The sequence below is a fragment of the Brevibacterium sp. SIMBA_078 genome (assembly GCF_046534565.1).
Lineage (GTDB): Bacteria > Actinomycetota > Actinomycetes > Actinomycetales > Brevibacteriaceae > Brevibacterium.
Map to the genome: position 1 here is coordinate 162,366 of NZ_JAWRYQ010000003.1, position 25,900 is coordinate 188,265.

General features: G+C 61.2%; 21 protein-coding genes. 1 reads left to right on the plus strand and 20 read right to left on the minus strand.

What is annotated here, in order from left to right:
* Window positions 1-152: 152 nt before the first annotated feature.
* Both SB749_RS12570 and SB749_RS12575 read right to left on the minus strand, forming a co-directional pair.
* Window positions 153-2,189: an ATP-binding protein gene (locus SB749_RS12570; protein WP_410710600.1), complete on the minus strand. Its 2,037-nt coding sequence runs from the start codon at window positions 2,187-2,189 to the stop codon at window positions 153-155.
* A gap of 127 nt (window positions 2,190-2,316) precedes the next feature.
* Window positions 2,317-7,686 carry a helicase-related protein gene (locus SB749_RS12575; protein WP_410710601.1) on the minus strand — a complete coding sequence of 1,790 codons (5,370 nt, stop codon included), beginning with the start codon at window positions 7,684-7,686 and terminating at the stop codon, window positions 2,317-2,319.
* Window positions 7,687-8,068: 382 nt separating this feature from the next.
* Between SB749_RS12575 and SB749_RS12580 the strand changes: the two genes are divergently transcribed.
* Window positions 8,069-8,200 carry a hypothetical protein gene (locus SB749_RS12580; protein WP_410710602.1) on the plus strand — a complete coding sequence of 44 codons (132 nt, stop codon included), beginning with the start codon at window positions 8,069-8,071 and terminating at the stop codon, window positions 8,198-8,200.
* Between the two features lie 394 nt (window positions 8,201-8,594).
* Here SB749_RS12580 and SB749_RS12585 read toward each other — a convergent pair whose 3' ends face one another.
* The 18 genes from SB749_RS12585 to SB749_RS12670 form a co-directional block, all read right to left on the minus strand.
* The gene (locus SB749_RS12585; protein ID WP_410710603.1) at window positions 8,595-8,927 is read right to left on the minus strand and encodes a hypothetical protein; all 333 of its coding nucleotides are present in this window, start codon (window positions 8,925-8,927) and stop codon (window positions 8,595-8,597) included.
* A 216-nt stretch (window positions 8,928-9,143) separates the two neighbouring features.
* Window positions 9,144-9,956 (minus strand): hypothetical protein, encoded by an 813-nt coding sequence (locus tag SB749_RS12590; protein WP_410710604.1) that lies wholly within the window; start codon window positions 9,954-9,956, stop codon window positions 9,144-9,146.
* Entirely contained in the window at window positions 9,953-11,335 is a 1,383-nt protein-coding gene (locus tag SB749_RS12595) for a hypothetical protein (protein ID WP_410710605.1), read from the minus strand. Before SB749_RS12595 ends, SB749_RS12590 begins: the two co-directional genes overlap by 4 nt.
* A gap of 212 nt (window positions 11,336-11,547) precedes the next feature.
* Window positions 11,548-12,015: a thermonuclease family protein gene (locus SB749_RS12600; RefSeq protein WP_410710606.1), complete on the minus strand. Its 468-nt coding sequence runs from the start codon at window positions 12,013-12,015 to the stop codon at window positions 11,548-11,550.
* Window positions 12,016-12,728: 713 nt separating this feature from the next.
* Complete coding sequence (ssb, locus tag SB749_RS12605; RefSeq protein WP_410710607.1) at window positions 12,729-13,283, minus strand: single-stranded DNA-binding protein; 555 nt, start codon at window positions 13,281-13,283, stop codon at window positions 12,729-12,731.
* Window positions 13,284-13,386: 103 nt separating this feature from the next.
* On the minus strand, window positions 13,387-14,274 hold the full coding sequence (locus tag SB749_RS12610) for a hypothetical protein (RefSeq protein ID WP_410710608.1): 888 nt from the start codon (window positions 14,272-14,274) through the stop codon (window positions 13,387-13,389).
* A 31-nt stretch (window positions 14,275-14,305) separates the two neighbouring features.
* The gene (locus tag SB749_RS12615; protein ID WP_410710609.1) at window positions 14,306-14,632 is read right to left on the minus strand and encodes a hypothetical protein; all 327 of its coding nucleotides are present in this window, start codon (window positions 14,630-14,632) and stop codon (window positions 14,306-14,308) included.
* A gap of 392 nt (window positions 14,633-15,024) precedes the next feature.
* Entirely contained in the window at window positions 15,025-16,914 is a 1,890-nt protein-coding gene (locus tag SB749_RS12620) for a type IV secretory system conjugative DNA transfer family protein (protein WP_410710610.1), read from the minus strand.
* Window positions 16,915-17,027: 113 nt separating this feature from the next.
* Window positions 17,028-18,380 (minus strand): conjugal transfer protein TraC, encoded by a 1,353-nt coding sequence (locus tag SB749_RS12625; RefSeq protein ID WP_410710611.1) that lies wholly within the window; start codon window positions 18,378-18,380, stop codon window positions 17,028-17,030.
* 209 nt (window positions 18,381-18,589) lie between these two features.
* Entirely contained in the window at window positions 18,590-20,230 is a 1,641-nt protein-coding gene (locus SB749_RS12630; protein ID WP_410710612.1) for an SCO6880 family protein, read from the minus strand.
* A 3-nt stretch (window positions 20,231-20,233) separates the two neighbouring features.
* A complete protein-coding gene (locus SB749_RS12635; protein WP_410710613.1) occupies window positions 20,234-21,382 on the minus strand; it encodes a hypothetical protein in 1,149 nt (382 codons plus the stop codon).
* Window positions 21,383-21,415: 33 nt separating this feature from the next.
* Window positions 21,416-21,724, minus strand: coding sequence for a DUF6112 family protein (locus SB749_RS12640; RefSeq protein ID WP_410710614.1), 309 nt, complete (start codon window positions 21,722-21,724; stop codon window positions 21,416-21,418).
* 67 nt (window positions 21,725-21,791) lie between these two features.
* Window positions 21,792-22,586 carry a hypothetical protein gene (locus SB749_RS12645; protein WP_410710615.1) on the minus strand — a complete coding sequence of 265 codons (795 nt, stop codon included), beginning with the start codon at window positions 22,584-22,586 and terminating at the stop codon, window positions 21,792-21,794.
* 80 nt (window positions 22,587-22,666) lie between these two features.
* Window positions 22,667-23,104 carry a hypothetical protein gene (locus SB749_RS12650; protein ID WP_410710616.1) on the minus strand — a complete coding sequence of 146 codons (438 nt, stop codon included), beginning with the start codon at window positions 23,102-23,104 and terminating at the stop codon, window positions 22,667-22,669.
* On the minus strand, window positions 23,082-23,594 hold the full coding sequence (locus tag SB749_RS12655) for a hypothetical protein (RefSeq protein WP_410710617.1): 513 nt from the start codon (window positions 23,592-23,594) through the stop codon (window positions 23,082-23,084). Before SB749_RS12655 ends, SB749_RS12650 begins: the two co-directional genes overlap by 23 nt.
* A gap of 77 nt (window positions 23,595-23,671) precedes the next feature.
* Window positions 23,672-24,019 (minus strand): hypothetical protein, encoded by a 348-nt coding sequence (locus tag SB749_RS12660; protein ID WP_410710618.1) that lies wholly within the window; start codon window positions 24,017-24,019, stop codon window positions 23,672-23,674.
* Window positions 24,020-24,024: 5 nt separating this feature from the next.
* The gene (locus SB749_RS12665; RefSeq protein WP_410710619.1) at window positions 24,025-24,894 is read right to left on the minus strand and encodes a hypothetical protein; all 870 of its coding nucleotides are present in this window, start codon (window positions 24,892-24,894) and stop codon (window positions 24,025-24,027) included.
* A gap of 25 nt (window positions 24,895-24,919) precedes the next feature.
* Window positions 24,920-25,645, minus strand: a complete 726-nt coding sequence (locus SB749_RS12670; protein WP_410710987.1) for a hypothetical protein — start codon at window positions 25,643-25,645, stop codon at window positions 24,920-24,922.
* Window positions 25,646-25,900: the final 255 nt, after the last annotated feature.

Here is a 25,900-nt window from a genome sequence, read left to right on the forward strand (position 1 = left end):
GACATCCTGGGCTTGCGGGCTACTGATGACAGCGGGTGTCGGTACAGGCACCGAATATCGACGCTTCTCCTACTCCGGCGGACGGCAGCGCACCGTAGACGCCGAACGGCGACTACGGCTATTGCCGGCCGTGGGGGACCTGAAAGATTTGTTTAGCTCTTTCCTGATCTCACCCGAGAACTCGCTTTGAGGAGGGCGTTGTAGAGGTCCGGTTTGGCTCTGGCCAACGATTCAGAGACGCTCTGGTGGGCGAATGCAAGCACTAGCCGTTTCTTGGCCCTATTGCCTTTCGACTTCTGGACCTCTGGCTTGAGATCTTCCCACGGTGTGTTGGTGGAAGCAGCGACCGAATGGACGGCCTCGGCGCAGAGAGATGGGATGTCCAGGTAGTCCCATTCCCCCCTTTCGTCGACAAGCTCCTGGAACTTGGCAGTAAATGCTTCATCTGCGTAAGTACTGATAATGGACTCTATAGTCAGGTAATTCTCGAGCTCACGTCGGTCAAGAACAAAGACGTGGCGGCGACTATCTGCCCGTTTCAACAGATCAACCATCTCGGGCTTGAGGGCATGCTCTGCGGTTAGGCGATCACTGTCCATGATGTGGACTTCATCGCGTCGGAACGGTGAGAGATTGCTGGCCCAGAGAGACGCATTACCCCCTCCTCCAATGGGCATGAACGAGATCAAGCCCTTAAGTTCCAATTCCGCAAAGGCTGAGATTTTGCTGTCCGCCACGGCAAGTGTGTCTGTCAGCTTTCTAAGCCCATCCACGTCGTTCCGCCCCTCAACGAGGATGAAACACCGAACGTTGTGATCCGTGAAAATGCCTAGAGATCTGTTCAATTCGGTTAGCAGCGGAATTGCGTCTCCGTCCGGCTCCACCTGGACGCACCGCCGGTTGAACTTATCCCCCGTAATATATCGAATTGAACTCGCCTGCACGAGTCGAATGAGGTTGGCACTGTGAGTGGTCAACAAGACTTGGCGGTGGGGGAGTTCTCCGACGTCTTGAAGTGCAGAAATGATGTCCGTCTGTAGGTCCGCGTGCAGGGCAGTTTCAGGCTCTTCGACGGCTGTAATGACGCCGCGTCGGTATTCTTCGGGATTCTCGTCGTTAGCCTCAAGGCCCTTTTCGGCTGTGGCTCGGAAGAAGCTTAGGAGGACTAGCCGCCGCGTTCCGCTACCACGCTTTGACAGAGGTACATCATTCTCGTCTATGAACTGCAGACCGCCGAACGCTTTGTTCCACGATGGGCGTGGATCCGTTGGCCGCAGCGATGCCGCTAGGTCGGGAGCAACTTCGGCCAGCCGGTCTACCACGTCGGCGAGAAGTGCCTTGACCTCCGCTTGGACTGTCCTCGAAAGCACCTCAAGTTGATCTTCGTATTCGTCGAGGACTGCCTTGATCGCTGCCTTAGCAGGATCCTGCGCAAGTTCATCCGCCTCTGTGCCTGGGCGGTCAGCGCGAAACAGATGAAATTGCGGCATGTATGACGAGATGGCGTTGCCCACCGATTTCCCATCCTCGGATGTGAGCGGCACCATTATCTCCTCGAGCCGAGCTGTATTGTCCCGCAGTGCGGCCGCCCAAATGGCTTGGCGATATGCCGAACTTGTCCGTCGGTCGTCGATATCGGAGTCGGGGACTTGGTATTTTTTTGCGAGGCTCCTGAGAGTGGGCAGCTTGGCGTTCAGAAGGTCTATTCCGTCGTCATCAAAAACTGGGTGATTTGCGCGGGCTGCCATCGTGGGCGTCGTTAGCTTGGACCGAGTCCACGTCTTTACAACAGTCAACTCGGCGGCTGGAGTCAATAGATACTCATCGGCGAGTGAGGTTGACCTATCCGAATCAATCACGATCGACGAAGGTAGATCCGAGAAGGTGCAGCTGACGACAACTGGGTCGTTGCTGTTCACAGTAAAGTCGGTGGGCTCGAGCTTGGCCCCGCCGAAGAAGATGTTCATGGCTTCGAAGAGCGAGGATTTTCCTGCATCGTTCCGACCGATGACCGTAGTCGTCTGAGCATCAATGGGGATCGAAATCTCATTGCGATAACCTCGGAACCCGGACAACGATACTGATTTGAGAAGCATTTTCCCCCTTGAAATAGCTCCTTTGAGACTATCAGCTAAGAGTGACGATCCCTCCATCGATACGCACCGATCTAGCTCTTCGACAAGGTGCATTAAGATATCCCGGTGTCGCATCACCTCTCTGTCCCAAAACCCAGGGATGTGAGACATCCCACTGAGGCACGTTCAGTGACGGCTTTATCCAGCGCGGCCCTCCACCTCGTCTGCATCTCCCAAGCCGTCAGTCCAGCCCCACAGACTTTGTCGTCTGGGTACCGACAATGACACTGGCCCCCGCCAGAGCAGAAGGACCGCTCAGTGACTGGGCCTCCAGTGCGGCTTTTGCCCGGTCGAGGTGCCGATTTTGAGCAGCCACTCGTGCCTCCACCGACGCATCAGCGTCCGCGAGTCCATGACCAGGGGCCCGTTGCACCCCGTGGCACGCGGCCACGGAAGCCACGACACCGGCGACGTGATAAGGCTTCTGTTCGATCAGTTCCGAAAGTCTGTTCGCATGGTCGGCATCCTCGGACTGGCCGAGTGCGGTCGCCATCTCATCGGGTGTTAGCCGTTTGGCAAGAACACCTGATGTCCTTACCCACCCGGTCACCAGTCTCTGTTCCTCGGGGTTTGACATCGCTCGCGCCCGGTCTGCTAGCGCTGCGCCTGGCACAGGTTTCCCCAGCCGGCCCTGGGCCTCGGCTTCCCAGTTGCGAAACGTTGTCAGTTCCTCGTCGTACCCCTCCAGGATCAGGCTCACGTTCTCTAGCCCGTCTGATCCCCGTGTGGTTTCCAGCATGCGCAGGGCTTTCATGTATTCGACCATATGATCGGCCCCGGCAGCGGCCGCGATTCGGTACTCGTGTTGATCACGCATCCGATCTTCTAAGCGCGGCATCTGCTCGGACAGAAATGCGTCTGTCATGAACTGTGCGGGAACCTTCGACTCCTGGGCTCGACCGATCGAGTTCATCGCGGATATCACCAACTTTTTCTTGGCCTGGAGCAAGTTGGCGTGCGCCTCAGTCGGTGCCTCGTCACTGGCGGCGTCGTAGCCTCGTGCTGCTGACGCTAGTTCTTTCGTACACCGGTTTGTTTGCCGCCAGAACGTTGTCATCGCCGCCGCTCTCCGCAGCGGGTGCTCACCCTCCGTCCGATAAGTTTCCGCCGCTGCACTCAACCGCTCAGAGACCAACCGGGCGATCGTGTCGGCCCGGACGCTCGCATCCGGTTTGGGCTCACGGTCACGCACCTGGAGGTTTTGCACCGCATCGTCTGTACTCACCCCCGCACGACGGTCCTCTCCCCCACTGTCAACGGTCTGAGCAGCGTCGGTCACCTGTTCTGTCTGGGGTGGTTCGACGGCACCGTCAACCATCGCGCCAGCAGTCACCCCAGTCCCCTTTTCAGCCGCGCCCGTGATAACACTGGTCTCGACGTCCCCACTATGGGCGTTCGCGGTCGCGTCGATCCTGTCCGGTTCGCCCGTCCGACCGTTCTCAGTTGCCTCGGCCTCTGCGATCTTTCGATCGATTTCTGCCAACTGTTGCCGAGCCTGCTGAAGTTCTTCAGCTTGCTTGAACGGTCTGCCCAACTGGCCGTGGATCGACTCCACCTCATCGTCGAGTTCGGCCTTGTTCGTCCGCATCCTCCCCAGGACACGATCGAGTCCGATCACCTTGTTCTCCACCAGGTGAGCCACGTCCTTGATCTTCGACTCATTCGTGTTCCAATCCATCGGGAAGGCTACGATCACCTCCGAGGCATCAACACCTGCACCCGTGTCCAGCAAACTCACTTTGATCTGACGAGAATAGCTGGCCTCATCGACGATGACTGTCGCCTCCGCATCAAGACCACCGATCCGGATTCCCCCGACCGACTGTCCCGTCATCCGAGTCGACCCCATCGACTGGGACATCAGCTCAAAGATGGCCCGCGACGCCTTCTTGCGGTCGTCATACACACGTCCATCGATCGTGGCTTTGAATGCCTCACCTCGTGTGTCCTCACGGCGGGCAACTGCCGCCTCGACTGTTGGCAGAGCCTTGTCCAGATACATTCGACGCTGTTCTGAGGCTGCTTTCCGGAACCTCAGCCCCTCTTGTGCCCGATCATGGCCACGCGACCGACGGGCCAGTTTCTGCACAGTCACGTCCAGCTCCGTGCGTTCCATCAGCAGCGGGTTGCCCGATGACGCCGCCATCAGCTGTTGCGCGTCCAAGGCCATGTCACCGGGATCGTCGAGCTCGCGCACATCCAATCGGCCCCGCATCACCTGCGCGATCGCGCTGGCCTTGCGGGTGATGATGTCCCAGGAAGTCGAATCGAACGTGTTCTCCGTGGCGTACCGGTAGATCTGAATCTCAGGGTTCTCGTTGCCCTGTCGCAGAATCCGTCCGTCACGTTGCTCGAGCATGTCTGGCCGCCAGGGGCAATCCACATGATGCATCGCGATTGCCCGGTTCTGGATATTGGCCCCGGTGCCCATCTTCTCGCTCGACCCAATGAGCACATCCAGTCCGCCCTCACGTGCGGCCTTGAACAACTTGGCCCGCTGCTCATCGTCCTTGGCATCGTGAATGAACGCGATCCGAGACCGGTCCATCCCGTGCCGGGTCACCAGAGCCGATTTGATCTGGTCATAGGCGTTCCATTCCTCATCATTGGGTGTGGCCAGGTCACAGAACACCAGCTGCAAGGCTCCGCGGTGCTCACTGATCTGTTCCGTGCCGGGCACCGTGTATTCGTTGTCCCGGTTCTCCTGCCAGATTCGTCCGATCCGCCGGGTCACGTAGTCGAGTTTGACCTCACCGCCGGTATCCATGCCCACCAGCCGCGGATCGAGGGCGACTTTCCGCCCATCGGCGTAGACAGTCAGGTGGTTGTCTGCTCCCTTCTCCGGCCGAGTTCCAGACAAAGCGTCCAACCGCTGCTCGAGGAACTCCATGTACTGAGCATGGGAGTCCGTACGAGGAATGACCACCATTTCTGGACGCCGCTCCCCCGCCTCATTCACGGCCAAGTCGGGCACATTCAGGTCGAGATCCGCAGTTCGTTTTGTGTCGGCGAACTGGTGCCACGACGACAGCATCTCCGGGATGTTCTTGAACTTCGCGAACCGTGACTTCTGCTTCAGCCGTCCGGCGGCATCCCGCTCGATCCGGGTGATCGTCTCACCGAAGGTCGCCCCCCATTCATCGAATGATCCGACTCCGGCTTCATCGAGGAGGTCTGGACGCAGATACTTCGTGACCACATATGCCTCGGCGATCGAGTTCGCGATCGGAGTTCCCGTCGCCAAGGTCACCACGCGCGCCCCGTACGTCGAACGTAGGTAGTCCAGCTTCATGTCGAGATCCGCTGCTTTCAGCGATCCATCGATCTGTGCGCCCGCGATCGACGTTGACACGTGTAGGTTCTTGAATAGGTGCGCTTCATCGACGGCGAGATAGTCGATGCCGGTGTCTTCGAACGTCAGATTCGTGTCATCGGCGGCCGCGACGACTTTCTCCAGTCGGGCCTGCTGAGTCTTTTTCCGACTCTCGATGGCTTTGACCCCACGGTTGCGGTCCTTGCCGACCTTTTCCCGCATCTGCATTTCAGCTGCCTCAAGCTCGGCAGTGACCTTCGAGAAGTAGGCTTTGGCCGTCGATTCTTTGATCCCCAGCTTCCCGAAGGCCGCGTGGGTCATGATGATCCCGTCCCAGTCCCCGGTCGTGGCCTTGGCGATGAAGTCCCGACGCCCGTCAACACTTCCTCCGCTGGCCTTGAGATCGTCACTACCGGCCGAGAGTAGACGCGCATTCGGGTACAGGTCCTGCCATTCCCGCGTGAACTGCTCGAGCATGTGTCCCGGCACGATCGTCATCGGCTTCTGCACCCGGCCACGGCGCTTGAGCTCCATGAGCCCCATCACCGTCGCATTCGTCTTCCCAGCCCCTGGTGAATGGAACATACCCACCGCTGGTTCGGCGATCATCCGCGCCACCGCGGCGCGTTGGTGGTCGTGGGGAGTGAAGTCCTTCTTCATGCCAGGAAACGTCAGCCGGGCCGCATCCGCCGTATAGTCACGAGTGACAAGGCTGTTGAACCTCCGGTTGTATTCGGCCAGGAGCCGTTCAGTCCGGGCCGGGTCCTCCCATACCCATTCTTCGAACCGTTGGGTGATCTCATCGGCCTTGGCCCGGGCCGCTTCCGACTCAGCTGGATTGAGGGTCCGCTTCCCGTCCTCGTCGGTGTCATGAACTTGGATTTCTTTGCCGCCCAGGAGCTTCAGATACAGGTCGTAGACCGGCATCCGTGCGGTTCCCCACTCCGAGGTCGCGGCCACGCTCTGCCGTGCGTCTCCCGCCCCGCGCTGGACCTCCCAGAACCCGCCTGCCTTGACCACACGCGCATTTCGATCTCGGGCGATCAGCTGGAGGAAGTCTTGGTGGTCCTTCTCCCCGATCCACACGGCACCGATCGTCGGCACGATGTCCTCCAGCGGAATATCTGCCGGAATGACGTCCTTGAGCGCGGCCACGTTGACCAAGAAGCGCTCATCCTCCTCGGATGCTGCTGTCGCCTGGTCCAGTTTGGTGCGCACGTTGCCCGACAGATACTCGGCCCGAGTCGCCAGTTGCCCCGTGGCCGGATCGTCGAAGACGAGGTCTCCCAGCTGCTCCCGTGCAGTCGCCTCATCGGTGCCCAGCAGGGCCGCGATCCGATCAAGCTCGGCCCGGCCCCGAGCATCCAGGCACAGAGCTAAGGCTTCCTCAGCGGTGTCTGCCCCAAGCAGTGGTCGTGTCTGTTCGACTGTGCGCTGGTGCAGAATCGCCGCTGAATGCGATTGACCGGTTTCTTCGTTGTACACCTCCAACGCCGAGGTCAACGACCACATCGGATCCCGCTTCATCAACTGGATCGATTTCGGGTACTTCCTCGTTTGGACGCGCACCTTCATCTTTTCGCCGGTATCGTCATCCGTGACCGTCTCGGTTTTCCACCCCAGAGTGTGCCGGTTGACTGGCCCGAAACGGTCCACATGCGCCTGCCAGGCAGTGTGAGTGGCCGCGCGCAGCTCGATGAGTTCGTCCGTATCGACCGGATTGGTCACCTGTCCCTCGATGAGCGCTCCAGCTCGGTCCCGCAGGTCCATCAGCGACCGCAGTTCCTCCGTGGCGTTCTTCGGCACCGTCAGCTGCTCTGGTGAGTCCTCCTTGGTGAGGAAGAACTCGCCATCGACTTCCACGATCGAACCCGGCCACAATCCGGCTTGAGGTGACAACGCCTGAGCCTGTTCACGTTCGGCACGCATCTCGGCCGTCACGGGCACATACTCGCGCCCTCGCTCGCGAGCGTGTTCAACCACAGCCTGCAACCGCCTGTCCAACTGGCCTGCTACAGCATCTAGATCGTCCGCGATCACATCGATCTGACCATCTCGGAAAGAGGACACGCGTACATTCCCGAGGACGTTCTCTGGATGATCGTGAAAGTACCGATTCATTAACGGTTGCGCCGTCTCGCCTGCGATCTCGGTCGGGACCGATTTGACCCACCGCAGAGTCTCCGGGGTGGGTTCTTCACCATCCATCCGCTTCCGGAACACGAGCACATCGGTCACAACTTCGGTGCCGGCAGTGCGTCGATGAGTGCCGTTGGGCAGGCGGACTGCGCCGAGGAAGTCAGCTTCTCGGCTGATCTCGGCCCTGAACGCCGGATTCTGTGCGTCCATCGTGTACGCGCTCGACATCATTACTGCCACGCCACCGTCGTGGAGTCCGCCCACAGCTTTGCGTAGAAAGTGGTTATGAATGGAGAACCGTTCACCGGGATTCCACGTCGGGTCGAAGACGGGGAAGGAACCGAAGGGAACATTGGCGATCGCGGCATCGTAGTGGCCAGGACGTACTGTCGTTTTGCCGAATGATTCCGCCTTGACTTCAGCATTCGGGTACAGGTGAGTGGCAATAGAGGCCGAGAGCGGATCGAGCTCGACTCCGACCATGGACATGCCCTCGGGTGCAGTGCCGATGAAGTTGCCGGATCCGCATCCGGGCTCGAGTACGCGTGCCTGGCTGACCCCCAACCCGGTGACGGCACCCCACATCGCCTCGACGATCGCCGGTGACGTGTAATGGGCATTGATCGTCGTGGCTTTCGCGGCCTCCCATTCCTCATCACTGAGCAGACTGCGCAGCTGCTCTCGCTCGGCCGCCCAGTTGTCCTTACTGGTGTCGAAAACATCGGCCACGGCTCCCCAAGATGACCAACCGGACAACACGGCCTGGTCTTCGGCGGTTGCTGTCCGGCCGCTGGACTCCAGTGACCGGACACGTTCGATCGCCGCAATATTGGCAGCGAACCGGGCCTTGGGACCGGAGGGGACGTAATTAACCGTCGGGTCGATCCGGAACACGGGACCAGTCGTCTCCGGTGACCTGTCCGGACCCGTGCCGGTGGCCGGGGGCAAATCCGCTTCGGTGACCGAGACGACCTCGACTCGGTCCGAGTCCAGGACGTGGTCGAGGTTCAGGTCTCCAGTGGTTGACCGTCCTCGTCGACCTCGGCCGGATACCGATCGAGAACGATCTCCTGCCACGCCATCTCCTGCGCCTGGCGATGGTTCCTCCGCGACCGACCCAGCAGCGTCAGGGGATCCTGCGTCTCCTCGACTGTCGGTGGCCGGTCCGGCTCCAGCGACAGAAAGATTTGGTCCTGCCTCTCGCTCAGTTCCTCGTGCAGTCTCACGTAATGTTCCGGATCCGTGATCAGACTCGCCCGGCTCGGCGCGAACTTCTCCACGTACTCCCGAATCCGGGTGCCCTTCGGCACCCACCGCAGCTGCTCGGGGTTCGAGGTCATCGGACCCTCCATTCCTAGTCATTGAACTTGACACGAGCTCTTGCCTGACGCTCAGCGTCGGCTGGGCCTCCCCCTCATCGTCGAAGATGAGGTCGAACAGGGACTCAGTGTCGTCATGAACCTTTTTTGGCATTATCTACTTCCCGAAATAATAGAACACCCATTCTATTTAATCAAGGGTGTGGAGGATGGGTGCTGCAGGGGCTCGTCGCCTGCTCAGTCCAGGCCCGGGGTCTCCGGTGACCGACTGCCGCCGGTCACGTCCGGACCGGGCCCGGTCATGTCCGGTCCGACCTTGGCCAGTGACCGGTCACGTCCAAGGGAGCGATCCCATTCCTGTGTCCGGGTCACGCCGGTCGACCGGTCAACGGTCATCAGGCGAGCGGCTTCGCGGCCCGCTGGAGAGTCTGGGTCGGTCGACAGGGCCTGGCTTTGTTCGAACTTCGTCTTTGCGATCCGATTGAGCGTGTCCTCGGATGCAATTGCGCGGATGGCCTCGGTGACCGGTCGTGACCGGTCATAGCCGGCCGTCCATGATCCCAGTCGCAGTGATCGTTGACGATCCTGCTGCTCATGGTTGGTCCAGAACCGCTCGCACGCTGCCTCGACTTCTGACATTGACGCTCCGGGGGACCATGTGTGCATTGCGGACTCTTTGCTCGCCCTAATGGTCATCTGGATCCGGTCATCACGAAGCAACTTCGCGTTCTCGGTTTTGGACAGTTCCGTGGTCAGTGACCGGTCAGCGACTGCCCACTCCTGACCACCAGTGACCGGGTCCGCAGCTGCCGTGAGCACGTCTCGATAGTTCTCCAATGACCGGGCGGCATCTACAGAGGCGTCTCGGACCGTCGCGGCAGCCAGGTCCGCCGATTCCGCCTGCTCTTTCATCAGCCGTGACAGCCGTTCAATGTACTCAGCATCACCGAGTCGCCGGTCCCGGACGTCATTGGCCATCATCACGGCGACACGGTTTCGGGTGGCCATGGCCGCGACCAGCTGATTGGCCTTCGACAGGTCCTCACTCATCGCTGTACTCCTGCACTGTTGGTACTCGGCAGTGACGTTCCAGCGACACTGATTCCGGTGGGATCGGGAAAGTCTCCCGCTGGGGTGATGCCGACCGCCCGCTGTTGCAGCCTAATTCCTTCCGCCTCGCTGCCAGCACGTCCGCCGAGGCCCGGCATCGGGGGAACGCCTGTCGTCTCCCGTGCCTGACAGTCTGCCGGTGCCGCCTGAGCTGACCAGGCACGGGAGATCTCACGCTGTTCGGGACTCATCTGCTTGTATGCTTCCATCCGCAATGCGGCCCCGGCTTCGAGGCCCTGGTTCCGGTGGCCGTCACGAGCTGCGTGGCGATGCTGTTCAAAGGCGATCGCGACCTGGGGTGCTCGTTCTTGGTTGAGTGCGGTCAACCCGCCCAGAGAGCGCATGTAGTCTCGGGCCGCTGTTACGTTCGGTGCCTCGGGAGATGTCTCCGTGCCCGTTCCAGGGCCCGGTCGCAAGTCGCTCAACGTCTCCAGGCTCGCCGCCCGTGTCCATCGGCCCGCTTGTGTTTCAGTGATGATCGACTCAGTCTGATACGGCATCGCCGCTCTAAGTCCCGCCACCGTGCTTTCCAGGCTCGGTGCGCGCAGCTCGACTGCCACATTGATCGCTTTCGCATACGCGCCCAGCTCGGATGCGCGTCGCTCACAGATTCGCGCCCGTTCTTGGCTGACCTCATGACCATTGGCGGTCGCGTCTCTGTCGAACAGGTCAGCTGCACGCCAGTACGAATCGCGGGCCATCGTCGTCAGTTGGCGAACAGGGCCGCCCAGGGACGACCGCCATTGCTCATCGGCGTCACGCCACCGTCGGGAGTCGGACAAGCATGCTCGTGCCGTCTTCTGTTCTTGAACAATGTGATATTCCATCGCGACGACGCCGATGTTCGCGATCTCGAGCTCGCGTCGAGCTCGTTCGTCGAACGCCGTCGCCGCAGCTCGAAATTCGGCCGCCCCGGTGTCAGCCCACCATGACCGTGCCTGCGCCGGAATCTCATCGAAGTCAGTCGATCGCATTCTCGCGCGGGCCAGTGTTTCCTCCGTAGCGAACACCACGGCCTCGTCCTTGATGTCGGCGGTCGTCCCGGTCAGGTGGACGCTCATGTCCTCAACCAGGTTGTCCACGACAACCGCGTCCAGGTGTCCTTGCGCTTCGATGATCGCGTTCGTGCCGAACACGCCCGAGCTGACAGGGTCTTCCCTGGCCTGCAAGTCCTGCTCAATTGCCGCGAATAGGCGGGCGCGTTGCAGTCGTTCTGTCGCGTGGGAGTCGTCATAGATCGAGACTCCCATCGTCAACGCCACCGCTGGCGGTAGTGTCGTGAAACGGTCATAGAGCTCGTGCATCGTCGGCATGATCATTCCACCTCCTGGCCCTCGGTCGAGGGTGGCGGCTCGACGCACTCGTGGACGTCGGCGATCCACGCCGTCTGTCTCGGCTGCTCGTCATCCATGTCTGTCTCCTCATCCCGACTGTTCTCGTTACGTCGAGTACGAAGCACCGGTGTCACGGTGCGTGCTGACAAACATGTGCGGCCCAAGACCACTGGTCTCGGGCCGCTGGAGGGAACCGTCTATTCACATGCCGGGGCTGGTGCCTGGGCCGCTGCCATCGCATACTTACTGAATCGGTTGATTCCCGGCTCGGCCGGGTACACGTCGGCCAGGCCGTCCTCGAGCAGTTTGCGGCCGAGGTCGCGACCGTCAGTCCCAACATAGGCCAGGGTGCGCCCGTACTGGTCAGTGTCCCCGGCGGCAGAGTCTGTCACGATTGTTGCTTCCCCTCCCTCGAGGAAACCGGAGGTAGCCTCCTTGGCTTCGCGGGCACATGGTTCATCCTGAGCCCCGTCTCGACCGATTTCTGGTGTATCGATTCCCAGGACACGAATTCGCTCATCCTCAGTCGTCACAAACGTGTCGCCGTCGATGACCCACTCGACCTCCACGGTTCGAGCGGTTCCTTCCGTGGATACCAGTGTGCATCCGCCGAGAACACTGGACACGGTGACTATGCTTGCCAACGCTGCCACGCTTCTGTACATCTGCCTGCTCAGTTCCGCTCCGGTCCGGTCATGGGTGGCGGCGGAGGCTGAGTGGATGCCTCCAGGGACCAGTCATCTCGCCGACGATGATTCGGACACCATCGGGTTCGATTCAGCGAGGCTTGGGAGCCGTTGGTTGGCGTCACGCCAGGCGGTGACATCAGCCTCAAGGCCGTTGAGACGGCCAATTCCTTGTCCACCGGCAGCAGACCACGAATGCGTTGCCGGTGGCATACACGACACCGTCGCTTCAATACTCGCCCGCTGGGCCAGTCTCCACTGTAGCGTGGCCTGCAGCTCATCGAGCCGATCGGTGTGCACCCGCTCAGCAGTCGTGGTCGCTAGGGCTGCCAACCAGGGGCGCGACTCACCAATTTCGTCCAGTGCTGATGCAAACGCACGACACTGGTCTCTCCGCGCCTCGAATTCTGTGGCTGCATCGCCTCGGTTCGTGGCCGCTGTGGCAGCATACTTCGTCGCGGAGTGTGTGAACGTTGTGGCCTCGGCCTTCAATTGGCGGACCAGCCCGGCTTGAATCTCCTCACGGTGATTCGCCGGAGACGCGGTCAGTTCCGCCCGCGCCGTTCCGAGTGCGACAACGACACGCCGTCGGCCGGTCTGCACCAGCGCATCCGCCTCCACATTCCAGCCCTGGCCGACACGCTCCCGGTCCGACCCACGATCCGTTGTCACCATAGTCCACTCCCCCTCAATCAGCGCTGGAGCCCGGTCTCGGGCGCCTGCGGCGGTGGTGGTGGAACAGAGTACTGCTGCATCTGTGCCGGGTCGTTGCCCCACGTGGGGGCCTGATTGCCGACGTCCTGCTGGGTAGGATTCTGACCCCACTGTGTCCGGCCGGGTCCCGCTGGTTCCGGGCCGTTGTCGAGCACGTGCTCACGGCCGGGTGCCGTCATGCCACGGCGCGCAGGCTCATACTGCAAGCTCGCGGCTACGTCGGTGGCCCACACGCTGTGTCCGACCTGGGCTGAACCGTACCGATCGGTGTACGGCTTCGCCGTCACCTTCCCTTCGACCTTCACGCGCTGCCCCTTCTCCACCGAGGCCAGAACATGTTTGGCCAAGTGTTCCCGTTCGATCGCCACGTCATAAAACGTCGCCTTGGCGTCCTTCCACTCTTGGGTGTCGGGGTCGAGAAACCTCTTGTTCTCGGCGACGGTGAATGCCACGATCTGTCGCCCATCATTGAGCGTTCTCACCTCCGGATCGCCGGTCGTGTTTCCGCTGATGGTCTTCTTCTCGCCTGCCATGACAACTCCTCATCCAATCTGTGGTCGCGCGGACCGCGACCGTCGTGATGTGAGTTCGTTCAAAGACCGGCTTCGGCACTGTGACAAACACTCGTCGGCTCGATCACGGCCCCGGTTCGTCACCTTCACTGGCTTCCTCGTCCATCGTGTCCATGGTCTGCCACGGTCCATCCTCGCTCGAGGCCGTCTCCCACACGATCATCGCCTCCGCTGGCACCTGGTGGACCGTCACGCGCAGTCGCGTATCATCACCGCCTGATACTCCATCCCCCGTCAGCGTCGCACCCGTTCCGACATGTGACTCTCGAGGGCACCCCGCACCACCGACGTTCGAGGTTGCGGCAATAACACCATCACCGTCGACGACGCGAGCTCGCACGAGCACCACCCCGTCCTCGCCTGATGGGCGTGGCACCGTTCGGGTCTCACGTCGAGTGAAGATGGTGGCATCCCACAGGGCGGAGTCATACTCACGCTCAATGCGCTCTTCTTCTGTATGCGGGTTTTCGCCACACCCAAGCTCGGTCGAGATCGCTCGGCACCGTTCGATCATCGCCCGTGCCTGGGGAATCCACATCCACATCGGGTTCACAGTCGGGTCGCCTTCGGCCCAGGCTTTCCATTCCATATTCATCGCCGCGTGAAGCTCGGTGATCAACTCTGTGTGGCGGAACCAACACGCCGGGATCACGGTGGCCGGGATCCGGAAGTCGTTGATGAACCAGTCCGTCCACCGCCGCAGATCGACCCACGCCTCCTGCTGCATCTCGGCCGGAATTTCCCGCCACCGCATTCCTAACCATGCTGGTGCGCTCGGACCGGCCAGTGCCGCATCCAGGCCCGCATCCAGATACGAAGGTGTCGCCGGCTGTGAGGCCGCCATCTGTTTCGGATCAGTCAGACGCGCAATCGCCGCGTCCAGATCATCATCGCCTCCGCTGCCGCCGTCATTCTGTTCCTCGGCCGTGACCCGAGCCAGAATCTCTTCCAACGACTCATTCCCGGCCCCGAGGCTCCCGTTGTCACTCATGGCCACTGTCTCCTCTCTTCTGATAGCGGCGATTCTTCGCAGCCACGGCATCGGCTAAGCGTTTGACCATCACCGAAATCACCCGCGCTGCCCGCCCGGGTGCCCCATCGTCGACCATGAGCTCGTGAGCCGTCCGATGGCACAGATCCGCACACAACCAATACCCTGTACCACCGTCCCGACTCTGCGCGCATTCATGGCGGTCGTCGATGTCGTGACGCATCCCATGCCATTCGACCTCAGCGAATCGTCCACACACCTGGCACACCATCACCGGTGGCACATCGTCAACCATCACGGCCTCCTTCGACTCGCTCACTTGTCTCCCACTCCTTGCTGTCTGATTAACGACGCCACGATCACAATCGTGGCGCGGCGGCGATCCCACCCATAGAATTCCCGTCGCCGGTCCATCCGCCGGTGCACTGCCCGGTGATGAGACCGACACAACGGCATCAAGTCCCCATCCAACTCCGCCGCCCTCCACGTCCCGTCCGGGTTCTCAATTACCCCGTCGTAGGACACGTGATGCAGATCCAAACTCTTCGTGTCCTCCAGCCGCAGCCCACACACTTGGCAGGCCGGTTCCACACCCTCGGCCCGCCGGTCGCGAAACCACCGACGGCGACGCCAATGCCACGCCTGCGACCGCAGGTACCCGGACTGATACGACAATGAACCAGTCCGAGTCAGGCTCCACCGAGACATCGTTCAATACCACGTCACGGTCGACCGTGACGGGCCCTCCACCTCGGAGTCATCGCCGTGACCCACCGGGTCAGCAGTGACTGCCAGGTCAGCCGTACCCGCCGGGTCGAGACCGGCCACCGTGTCCGGGACCGCCCCAGGTTCCGCGGGTGCTGGTGTGTCCGCGGTCTGTCTATACAGTGTGGCTTCCCACCGCTCATCAGCATCGTCATCGAGCAGTGATTGTGCATAAAGCTTCTTCATCTCCGCGATCGGTCCCGCGTTGACTGACTTGTAGTACGGCGACAGACGCATGAAGATCGGCCGCTTATTGCGCATCAGAATGATCGTGTACCCAAACGGCAACCGCCGCAGCTCGTCGACCTCAAGCACATTCATCTCCTGCACCTGATCAGACACACTCGTGCCATCCTTCTGCCGAGACGTTGACGAGCGCATCACTTTCCGCCGTCCCGCCAAGGTTGAGAACACCTGCAAGTCATCCGTGTTCGATGCCCCGCCGAGGAGGATCTTGATCGTTGCCGCATCGAACAGGGCCGAGGCTGCCTGTTCACCCCACGAATTACGCACCTGCGCCATGGACTGGAACACCGCCAGCACACTAATACCGATACCACCACCGTCGGCCATGAGCGGCACGAGTCCATCCCAGGCTCGGGTGATGTTCGCGATCTCGTCGAGAATCAGAGCCATCGGCGGATCGAGTCGGTTCCCTTCCCGCTTGGCGGCAATCTCACGAGCCCGTTCGGTAATAGCATCCATCATCGCCACCAGGAACGGGCCCGCACTCGACCCACCGGTGCGGGTACCGATGATGTAGAGCGTGCCGGACTGGGCAATGAACTCATCAATATCGAACGCCTCACCACGCGTGCGTGGATTCATCACGTCCCGCACCGAATCAACCGACAGCCCAGAGACCGCATTCTCGACGCCGAACCACTTGTTCTGACGCATCTTCGGGTCCGAATCGATCACCGCCTCCAACGCCGACGCCCATCCACGCGCCGCCCGCCCGGCTCTCTCCTGCTCCCGCAGCACTTTCACCGCGTCCCTGGCCTTCGCCGGAGACGTGCCCCACAGCATGAGAGTGTCAACGCTTTCGCCTACGAGTGCACATGCGTGCAACAGTGCCTGCATGATCGTCACCGCTGGTGACCGCCATTCCGCGTTCGACGAATCCTCGGACAATCCCGCCGACGAGATCAGAGACGTGGCCCGCTGATTCGCCGTCTGTGGCGAGTCACACCCTGTGATCGGCGACCATTTCAACGTTGTGGGTTTACCCGTCAACCCTTGCGGATCGAACAGAGTCACTGGCCCCCGCTTGGCACGCAGACCCGCCGTCATCGCGTAGTTATCTGCCCTCGATGAGGTGGTGATGACTGGCCCTGGCGCGTCAATGATCGCATTAGCCAAAACGTTGACACCTTTACCCGACCGGGGAGGGCCGATGAGCACCAGGGAATCTTCCATGCTTGCCCAGCATTCGACGCCTTCGGCATTCCCGAGGCGAATATTGCCCAGCTGCGGGCTCAGCTGTTTCTTCGGCAGGGTGGGCCGAATCTTCGCCGTCATCTGCCGAGCCTGCTTAGCCCCCATGATGGTCTTGACTTCCTGGCGTTTGGCGATCCCGTTGCGTCGTTGGATCGCCTTCACGAAGTACCGATCCGACTGCAGATAATTCCTATAGGCGATGACACCCATAATGGTCCCGGTGATGATTACAGCCGCCACAACCGCCCAGGCGATGAGCACGGCCGTCGACGATGCCGCGCACCCGTTCGGAGTCGTCCCGAACACTGCCGGGTCACCAGAACCGATGAACGAGAACACATCGAAGATCCCATTCGGTCGTGCCCAAGCCCCACACACCACCCGGTTGACCAGCATCGCCGTGCCCGTCAGTATCCCGAGTACGACAAAGAGCCCAACCACACAGTAGAGGATGACATCACCGCGTCCGGTCGGGTGTGCGGTGTTCTCTCGCTCCTGGAAGAGTCCCATCATGCTGCCCAATCTGTGATCAGCTGCCCATGTTCGTCTTCGATCATGCTGACCTCGTCGACCGACTTCGTCGTCCGCAGTTTCTGGTCAGTGTCGAACAATTCCGCCTCCGGAGTAGTGCGGGTATTGCGAATTCGGAAGGTCTTCTGACCGATCCGCCACAGCCCGGTCCCTTTCTGCAAGAGCGGAAGCTGGGCGCGTTCCTTGTCATTGAGTTCCAGCTGCGATGTCGTCGCCCGCAACGCTGCAGGGTCCTGTCGATAGATGACTTTGATATCCGCATCGGCCAGCAACGACTGGGCCATGGCCGCCATCTGTGACCCCGAATCACCGGCCATGTTCAAATCCGTGACCTTGTGCATAATGAGGATGTTGAAGATGCCGTAGTCGCGGGCGAGTTTCCAATTCTCGACCATCCGCTGCAAGTCAGCTCGGTTCGTCACCGAGTCCCATCCTTCCTCGTAGACAACAACCCTCTGCCCAGCGTCAGGGTTGGTCACCATCGCTTCGATCCACGTGCCACAGCAGGCGCTGGCCACTCGCCGTGCTTTCTGAGTCGATGACCGCATCGAGGATGTATCAATTGAGACAGCCGGCAGAGACGGATCAAATGTCACCGTTGACTCTCCGTCGAACATTCCGCCCAAATCACCAGAGTGCAGACGCCGGATCGTCTTCGCCAGACTTCGCGATGCCCGCGCCAACTCCTCATCGGTGATCGTGTCATCGCGCCCCTCGGTCAGCGCCCAACTGATATCGACAACCGTCGGTGTCCGCTTCTCACTCTCGGCGCGGGTCGTGGCGCGGTCGATGGCGTCATCGAGGGCCGTGTGCTCATCCGAGGTCAGCTCTTCTTGCCCTGTGAGGATCTTGATGACAGTCTCCATGATCGACATTCGTCGAGTGCGCACCATTTGGCTCCACCCCTCATCGGTGAGCTGGTTGCCCATCGAATCCACCGACGGTCGCACCCCCTCCTCGAGCGGATTCAGTCGCGTCGGCAGGCCCGTGCCGATTTGGATAACCACGCCCCCAAGCTGCTGGACGACCTCCGTCCACTCACCCTTGAGATCCGAGGCCACAGCCAGTTTCTTCCCGAACTGCACCAGCCGTGTGCACCAGCATTTCGCCAGCGTCGATTTACCCGTGCCAACCGTCCCGAACAGCAGCATCGACATACCAGAGATGAGATTCGCCCGGTACAACTCCCACGGGTCCACACAGAACGTTCCCCCTCCATCGAGATTCGTACCCACAGGAGGGCCGAACGCTCCCAGATCGGGACCAGAGATGAATGGATATGCCGTCGCCGCCGTATGCCCGGCAACATTAACCCCCGGTTCACGCATCATCACCGTCCCGACACCAGCACGGTCACGGCGCTCACCCCCGGACGGGTATGCCCGTCGCGGGAACCCCGCCTCAGCGTCGGCTTTCGGCCTCGCCTCGCGTCTGAGTATTTCCGCTTTCCGCGCCAGATTCCGCAGCTCACGCTTCTGAGCTCGCCGCGCCTTCCGGTCCCCGCCGATGACTCCGAACACACCCGACTGGTTCTTCCGCATCACAATTTCAACCTTCCCAGCGGAGTCGCTGCCGCAACGAACGCCGAGTCCTGCTGGCCAAACAAGGGCCGCAATTCACAATTCGCCCGTGCTACCCGGTTCCGCAGCTGCGACAGCTGTGCTTCGAGTTCGGGCTCGCTCATTGCCGATACCGTCACATACACGGCCATCGACAACGCCGCATGACCCGACGTCATCTCCATTTCCTCCTGCTCGAGATCCTCACGCTGCCGGTCATTCTTCAACGTGTTCATCTTCCCGACCTTCTCCCGCACCGTGTCATTGGTCAGCCATGTCGACCGGTCGCGTTCGTTCTTCTTCAATGCCTTCCGCACATTTCTCGGCTTCATATACATACTCACCGTGTGCCGGAAGTCACCGGCGAAGACAATGTCGGCCAGGAAGCCCAGCTTGGCCTGCTGCCTCGGGAACTCTGAGATCTTCAGCGTCTGGTGGACTGCCCCATCGGACTCGAACGTCCCGAGGTTCGTTTTCGTGTACATGGGCCCGGCCGCACCCACTGCGACTCCCGCCTCGCCTCTGGCAGTGACCTCCACCGACGACGCAGGATCGAACGCCGTCCGGATCAGCGCTGCCGCCGAGGTCGGGGTATGCCACCGTGCGACTTCAGTCCCAGACTCCGGTAGCGCCTCCGCCACCGTGTTCATCACCGACAACGCGACTTCCATGAACCCCCGGATCCCACGCCCAGCCCCCTGGATGCGCTTTGTCAGTTGATCCCGATTGAGTACAACACTCAACCACCGAGTATGTACCGGCCGCCCTTCGACAGAGGCAAGCATCTCAACCAGTCCCTGGTGCAGCCACGGGTTGAGCTCCTGACCGGCGTTGCGCAGGTGTTCGCCAGTGACGGGGTCAACCCGGTAGTCGGATTCGTTCACCCGCGATTCGTAGTAGTCCAACACTGCCTGACCCGACACCATGGTTGTCTGGTCCGACATCTGCACCCAGGCCACTCCCTCGATGCCGCTGAGAGTCGCTTCGATCTCCGCCCACACCCGCAACCGGTCTTCCTGACCTTCGAATTCCTCGAGCTCGAAGGCCTTATGAGTGTCGATCTCGGCGATGATGATGGCCTGCTTCGCCACCGGATCATAGATGAACGCAGCTCCACCGGGCAGTTGGTACATCAGCAACTCGGCGAACTCACCCGGCAACACCAGTCGCGTGGCCTTCGGCACCGTGATCCGGCCCTTCTTATCCCGAGCAGTGTCATCAGACCGCTTCACCGGTCCGTCGACGACATCCAGATGCGGGGTAGTGACCCATCCCGTATCAGTGTGTTCCACCGCCACGCCGCTGGTCGGGGGGACGAACTCGTTCTGGCCTCTCCTGCGCCGACGAACCATGAACCGGACTACACTCGCCCATTCCAGTAGTGACTTTCCCTGGATCCGGGGCACCCCGATCGCCAGAGTCACTGCGAGCACCCCACCTGCAGGCAAGAGATTGACAGGGAAGGCTGAGTTGAACACGAACACAACGATCAACGCCACGGCCAGTCCGGCCCCGATGAAGATGATCTGTCCCATACCGAGGCCGAAGGCCACACCGGTGCCCTGTTCCCTTCCGAACCGTGCCCCGTCCCATTCGCTGGTCTGCACTGTTTGCTGACTCATGGTTTACCGTCCTCGTTTCGCGCCGGTGAGCTTCTTGACTCCGCCACCGAACATTCTCTTTCCACCTCTCCAAGTGGCTCCGCCGATCTTCTGCCCGCCGCGCATTGCCCGACGTGTACCGCCCCCGACGCCGCCGCCGATCATGCGACCGGCCGAGCTCTCCAGAGAGTGCGACGAGTCTGGAGTCATGAACGAGATGATGCTCAGCATCAGGATCGGCATCGCTGCTGAAATGATGACCAGGCAGATCCCGGCTGCCATCTGTACAAAATCGGACGACATCGACATCATCGTCACCCCCATTTTGATCACCGCCGCAGCGACCGGTTTAGCCATTAGGAGAGCCACGACCATGCCGCCCCACTTCGCAGCGATCCCCTTCGCTGCGTCCGTGCCCAGGGAGAACACGGCTACGGGAGTGAACATAGCCATGAGCAGTGTCACGACCGTGCGGAAGAGCATCATCAGCATCAACACCAGGCATGCCAAGAGCATGATGATCGCGACGATGAAGGGACCGACGATCATTCCTGGCTGTCCACTCTGGCCCATGGCCCAGATCTCGCTGTTGGCGTCGACTGCGATCCCACCGGCACCATCGTTCTTATCCGGGTTCACCCACAGGCCGAACAGCCTCAAGATCGCGCCGATGCCCACATCGTCCCCGGTCGTTCCGTCTTCACCGATCTCGAGGATCCACATCGCCAATTGGTCGGTTCCACGTAGGCCCAGGAAGATCAGACCCGCACACACATACGTCAACGGGATCGCCAGGACCGAGGTGGCGAAGGCTCGCAGCATGCCTGCCGTCGAAGCACGAAACAGCGACAGTCCGATCTGGAAGGCCACAAAGATGATCAGGATCGGGATCATCGCCACGACCATGACGTTAAGCATGCCCGGATACGTCACCGTGTACTGCTGTACACCGTCCTGGTAGACGCTGATCGTGCCTCCCATCACGGAGACCCACCAGTCCTGCCCTCCCCCGCCATTGGTGAACGCGCCGACTTCGAACGATCCTTTGAGAAATTCCCAGCTGCTGACCGCGAACGCTTCAATGGATCCTTCGAAAACGGCCTGAATGGATTCGCCCCACTCGGCGAAGGTCTCCGGGAGGTTCCCGAAGTCTTCCCACCAGTTATCTGCCATCGCGTTCGCAACCTTTCTCTGGGGTCGGTCGGATCAGAAGAGGTCGAATCCGCCGAACCACGCCACAGCCGCCGTCGCCGAGCCAGCGATCACTGCAGCGGCCACGGCCACGAGCATGGTCATGGCTCCACCGTCCTGGGCCTTTGACATGCTGCCGAACTTGCCCACGATCCAGATGATCAAACCGACGAAGATTCCCAGGACCGCGATGACCAGGACGGTGCCGCCGACGTAGCCGACGAGGTCACGCAACGCGGTCATCCATGGTGCTCCCATGTCGATGTCGACGCCGGGGTCGATGCCTTTCGCCGCGACGGTGCGAGTTGTGAGGGGAGTATTCATAACAAGGGTGTCCTTTCAAATAGTCGTTGCACCCGATCTGAGGCAACGAAGTGGCCAATAGAGGTGGTTAGGAATCGGATGGGACAGGGATGGAGAACCAGCGGTATCCGTACTCAGCCTTCGTGTAGTTCGGTTTACCCTTGTCGCCGGAGGCTTTCGTATAGGTCTCGTAGAACACGACTTCGATCTTGGCTCCGGGAGCCGCATAATGGTTCGTGTTGTCGCACGGGCCCTTCAGCCCGTCTGGTTGCCAGGAGATTGCCGAGTACTTCGGTTCGTGCTCGGCCTTGTAGTCGTACCAGTCCTTCTTCCAGTCATCGGCAGACGGAACGTCACCAGTACGGGCTCCCCAGGTCAGAGTCTTGGTCTTGACCTCATCGGCGTCCCAGTCCCGAGCGCCAATGCTCTTGATCACCGAATACATCTCATGTGCCTCTTCATCGGTCGGCATAAACAGCGGCGGATCCGCGAAGGCATCTCCCGGGTCCGTGGCTTTTCGATGGTCGTCGGCTGTGATGCCGACTCTCTTCTGGCATTTCGACGCTGGCGCTTCGGTATCGACCCGGATGTCGCGTTTACCCGCACCATCAGGCAATAGAGCTAGCGTCCATTCGTTTTTGGATGCCCAGGTGATGCCCGGAACCAACGATCCGAGAAGCATTGCGGCGATGACGCACAGGCCCAACGTGACCTTGCCTTTCATCGCCCAGTCCGACACGTTGAACGACTTGCCCGTAATCCAGGCCCAGAGCCCGACGAAGATTCCAGCGACGACGAGCACAACCACGGTGCCCAACAGCCACCCAGCGATTGTGTTCAGGTCAGTCACCGGTGGGGTGATGTTTCCGAGGGATACAAACATGAGCGCGTCTCCGATGAGGGGTGACCAAGTACGCCACCATTACCGCCCAATCGTGTGCGGTGTTTGTCACCTCGCACTGTTCAGGACACGGTGGGCTCTCCCCCGCTCGGTGCCGGACCCGTCGGTGCCGTGGTGGAGTCAACTGGGAAGTCTGTCCTCCGCCGTTCCATGTCCAAACCCTCTGTCAGCTTCACCAGCCGCGCGCCGACCTGCTCGATGGCTGACTCACTCACAGTTCTCATACCTCGCGTGCGCACGTCGTCCGGCTGGTCACAGCCTGCCTGCACCAGGAATTGCAGATCTCTCGTTTGGTCCCGATCGAACAGATCCCGATGAACAACCGTATTGGTTTCGATGGTCTCTAATACGGTGACAAAATCTCTGTGCCGCTCGTTGAGCTGCGCGCCGAATTCTCGTATCAGCCGTGGGTCCTTCATCTGCGCTTCGAAGTCGGTCAGTCCTTCTCGTACGAAGGCGATGAGGGCTGTCCGTTCATCACCGGTGATCACGATGGCCACGATCGTTCCTTTCGACCAATTGCCGCAATGTCAGCGCCGTGCCAGGCCCCGCCGCCCCGGACCCTGGATGCTCACCGAGGTTGGCCCGCAGTTCCAGTTCAGCGACACCGAGCGCCATCCGAGCCTGCTCAAGCTGGTCCTTCAATGCACCAGCCTTGGATGGGGCTGGCCCGGCCGAGGAGGTGGCTGCGTCGGCGTGGGCCTTTTCGAGACGGGTGACTTCTGCCCCGACCGGGGCCAGAGTCACGAGGACAGACATCGGCCACGCCCAGTATTCTTCGGGCACCGTCCATACTCGCCGAGTCCCGAAGTGGTCACGCCAAATCTCGCCAACTTCGAGTCCCACTAAAGTGGCACCCAGCGTCCACAACGCCCACTGCATCGGGGCTGGTACCGAGGTGATCGCGGCAAAGGCAATGAGCAGACCCACCGCCGTCACTGCCCAGAACATCGTCAACCGGTGGCGTGCCACCCATGTTGTCTCGACCAAGGCCACCTCCCGCCGCGATTGTGCCCCCTGCCTGCTGTGGGGACCATCCTCAATGGTCACCGTCCACCGTTTCCCGATCATGGCCAGAGTGCCCATGCGAGCACGCACCAACCAGCCAACACCAGCACAGCCGCCATGCCCATCAGCACCCGCCCTCGGCGTCCTTGGAATACCTCGGGCACACCCGGGTGCTGCGTATCGTCATCATCCGGTGGAGCCACGAACCGCGTGTAGTGCTCCCACCGTGCCCGAACTGCGCGTCGGCCACGATCGCGCATAAACCGGTAGCCGCCGAATAGGCCCCGATAGGACTGCTGTCGGTCCAACTGTTCAGCCACCCGGTCAGCGATCCGAGCTTCGAGCTCGGCTTCCTTCTCACCCGTGTCCATCGACAGCCCGATCTCTGGATCTCTCTCGTCTGTCATCTCACTCATCGTCCTTTCGTTGTTTCGCTGGTGAGCACTCCTGCCGCGACTTGCAGCAGCGATCGTGCGGTAGCCATGTACTGTCTGGCCGTGTTCCGTTCAAACCCCGTCACCGCCATGACGTGGTCGACGGGAACATCCTTGATTGCCCCTGGATACGCCAGCAGAGCCTTCGCCGTGTCTCGGGCCGAAGCTCCCGCTGACCCATTCGGGGGAAGACATGCCAACAGGTCCCTGGCCCGGACTCCGCGCCCACGCGCCTGGTCTCGCAGCTCCATACCGGTGCGGATCACTTGGCAATGCAGGTCAAAGGCTCTCCGGCAATCTCGAACTCGACCCGGACTGAGCCCGAATGCCTTTGCCGCCATCGCGATATCGTCATCGAAGCGCATGTGGGTGAGCACCCCCACGATGAATGACTGTGTTTCCATCACCGAGGCCGCAGCCGCCAGCACCGGCCGCAACACCGACATCAGTTCCAAATGCTCGGCCACCTGTTCGGCAATGTCCGGACCAGACCCTGCGCTCTGATTGGTCGCGGCGGCCTCGAGAACCTGCTCGGGAGTTTCCCACCCCGACGCCCCCGCGACCATCACCACGTCTCCATTGGCCGGCCCGTTCTCCTTCGCGATGATGTCCGACACTCGGTGACGAGCGATGCCGGTCACCCAGGCCTCGAGCAGACCCTTCGACGGATCAAACGTCGATCTCCTCGCCCAGGCGGATTCCAACACAGAACCTTCAGCATCCGGTACCCACCTCGACAGGCCAACTCTGCCCAGCCGGGGCTTGATCGTATGCTGGCTCACCGTCTTGACCGCAGCCAGCAACTCTGCGCCCGTGAAGGACGCATTCGAATCGGTCAGCTCTTCCATGACTGCATCACTATCCCTTCCCCGGTCATCCGAACCGACGGTGACCGCGACCGCAGCCCCGGTCGTCATCGGTCACCTCAACCTCATCGGCGCCTGCTGTCCGGTCAGATGACCGGACAGCACTCGGCCGTGGCCGGTCAGTCGTGACCGGTGTCCGGGCACCGTGTGTCCGGCCACTGTCAGCGGTCATGTCCGGACGCACGGTAACCGTGACCGCTGGTTCCGCATCGACGAGGGCACGGATCTCCGCGCTCATCTGCTCATAGATCTCCCAATCGAGAACGCTCGGCCACGCATGGTGGATCCGGCATTCTGGGCAGTTGACCCGCAGATACCCGGACGCAGCGTGGTCCGGCAGCGGACACTTCGTCTTCTGGCCTCGCTCGTGACCACCCGTGACCGGGCCTTGGTCTGGCTCTTCCAGGCGGTCGTCGACAACGAATTCCTCGGCCATGGCCTGCGCCCATTCACGTCCTGATTGACTACGTAACGCGGTGCGGACGAACGAGCCTGGGGAATGGACTGCCCGGGCTGACCGGTCGCAGATGGCCTCGACGAGCCAGATCAGCCGGTCCCGGTCCGGGGTGACTCCCCATCCGGTCACGGTGGCCGCGACTCGGTCCAGGTTGACCGTCCCCGTCGCGTTGCCAGGCCGATGCATCCCGAACCGGACCTGGCTCCGTCCACCGCCGGTCTCATCGTGTGAAGCCCTCGCCGTCTTCGTCGTCTCACCGGTTCCATCCGGTGACACGTCCTGGTCACGGTCGCTGGATCCAGACGACGACGATGACGGTTCATTGACGGTTAGAGACGGGCGCGCGGAAGAGTACCGCGCGTGGGACTGGTCATGGTGACCACTACCAGTGGTCATGGTGACCACTCCCGCGTGGGACTGGTCATGGTGACCACTCTTGAATTCTCGCGGCTCGGAAGGGTTATCCACAGGTTCGTGCCCTCCCGTGTCCTGGAGACTGGTCATGGTGACCACTCTTGATTTATCGGGGCT

Bases quoted from the DNA above. Each gene is read 5' to 3' on its own strand.
- SB749_RS12570 (WP_410710600.1), bottom strand. From the start codon at position 2,189: ATGCACCTTGTCGAAGAGCTAGATCGGTGCGTATCGATGGAGGGATCG.
- SB749_RS12580 (WP_410710602.1), top strand. From the start codon at position 8,069: ATGGACATGCCCTCGGGTGCAGTGCCGATGAAGTTGCCGGATCCGCAT.
- SB749_RS12585 (WP_410710603.1), bottom strand. From the start codon at position 8,927: ATGACCTCGAACCCCGAGCAGCTGCGGTGGGTGCCGAAGGGCACCCGG.
- SB749_RS12590 (WP_410710604.1), bottom strand. From the start codon at position 9,956: ATGAGTGAGGACCTGTCGAAGGCCAATCAGCTGGTCGCGGCCATGGCC.
- SB749_RS12595 (WP_410710605.1), bottom strand. From the start codon at position 11,335: ATGATCATGCCGACGATGCACGAGCTCTATGACCGTTTCACGACACTA.
- SB749_RS12600 (WP_410710606.1), bottom strand. From the start codon at position 12,015: ATGTACAGAAGCGTGGCAGCGTTGGCAAGCATAGTCACCGTGTCCAGT.
- ssb (WP_410710607.1), bottom strand. From the start codon at position 13,283: ATGGCAGGCGAGAAGAAGACCATCAGCGGAAACACGACCGGCGATCCG.
- SB749_RS12620 (WP_410710610.1), bottom strand. From the start codon at position 16,914: ATGCTGGTCAACCGGGTGGTGTGTGGGGCTTGGGCACGACCGAATGGG.
- SB749_RS12625 (WP_410710611.1), bottom strand. From the start codon at position 18,380: ATGATGCGTGAACCGGGGGTTAATGTTGCCGGGCATACGGCGGCGACG.
- SB749_RS12630 (WP_410710612.1), bottom strand. From the start codon at position 20,230: ATGAGTCAGCAAACAGTGCAGACCAGCGAATGGGACGGGGCACGGTTC.
- SB749_RS12635 (WP_410710613.1), bottom strand. From the start codon at position 21,382: ATGGCAGATAACTGGTGGGAAGACTTCGGGAACCTCCCGGAGACCTTC.
- SB749_RS12640 (WP_410710614.1), bottom strand. From the start codon at position 21,724: ATGAATACTCCCCTCACAACTCGCACCGTCGCGGCGAAAGGCATCGAC.
- SB749_RS12645 (WP_410710615.1), bottom strand. From the start codon at position 22,586: ATGTTTGTATCCCTCGGAAACATCACCCCACCGGTGACTGACCTGAAC.
- SB749_RS12660 (WP_410710618.1), bottom strand. From the start codon at position 24,019: ATGACAGACGAGAGAGATCCAGAGATCGGGCTGTCGATGGACACGGGT.
- SB749_RS12665 (WP_410710619.1), bottom strand. From the start codon at position 24,894: ATGGAAGAGCTGACCGATTCGAATGCGTCCTTCACGGGCGCAGAGTTG.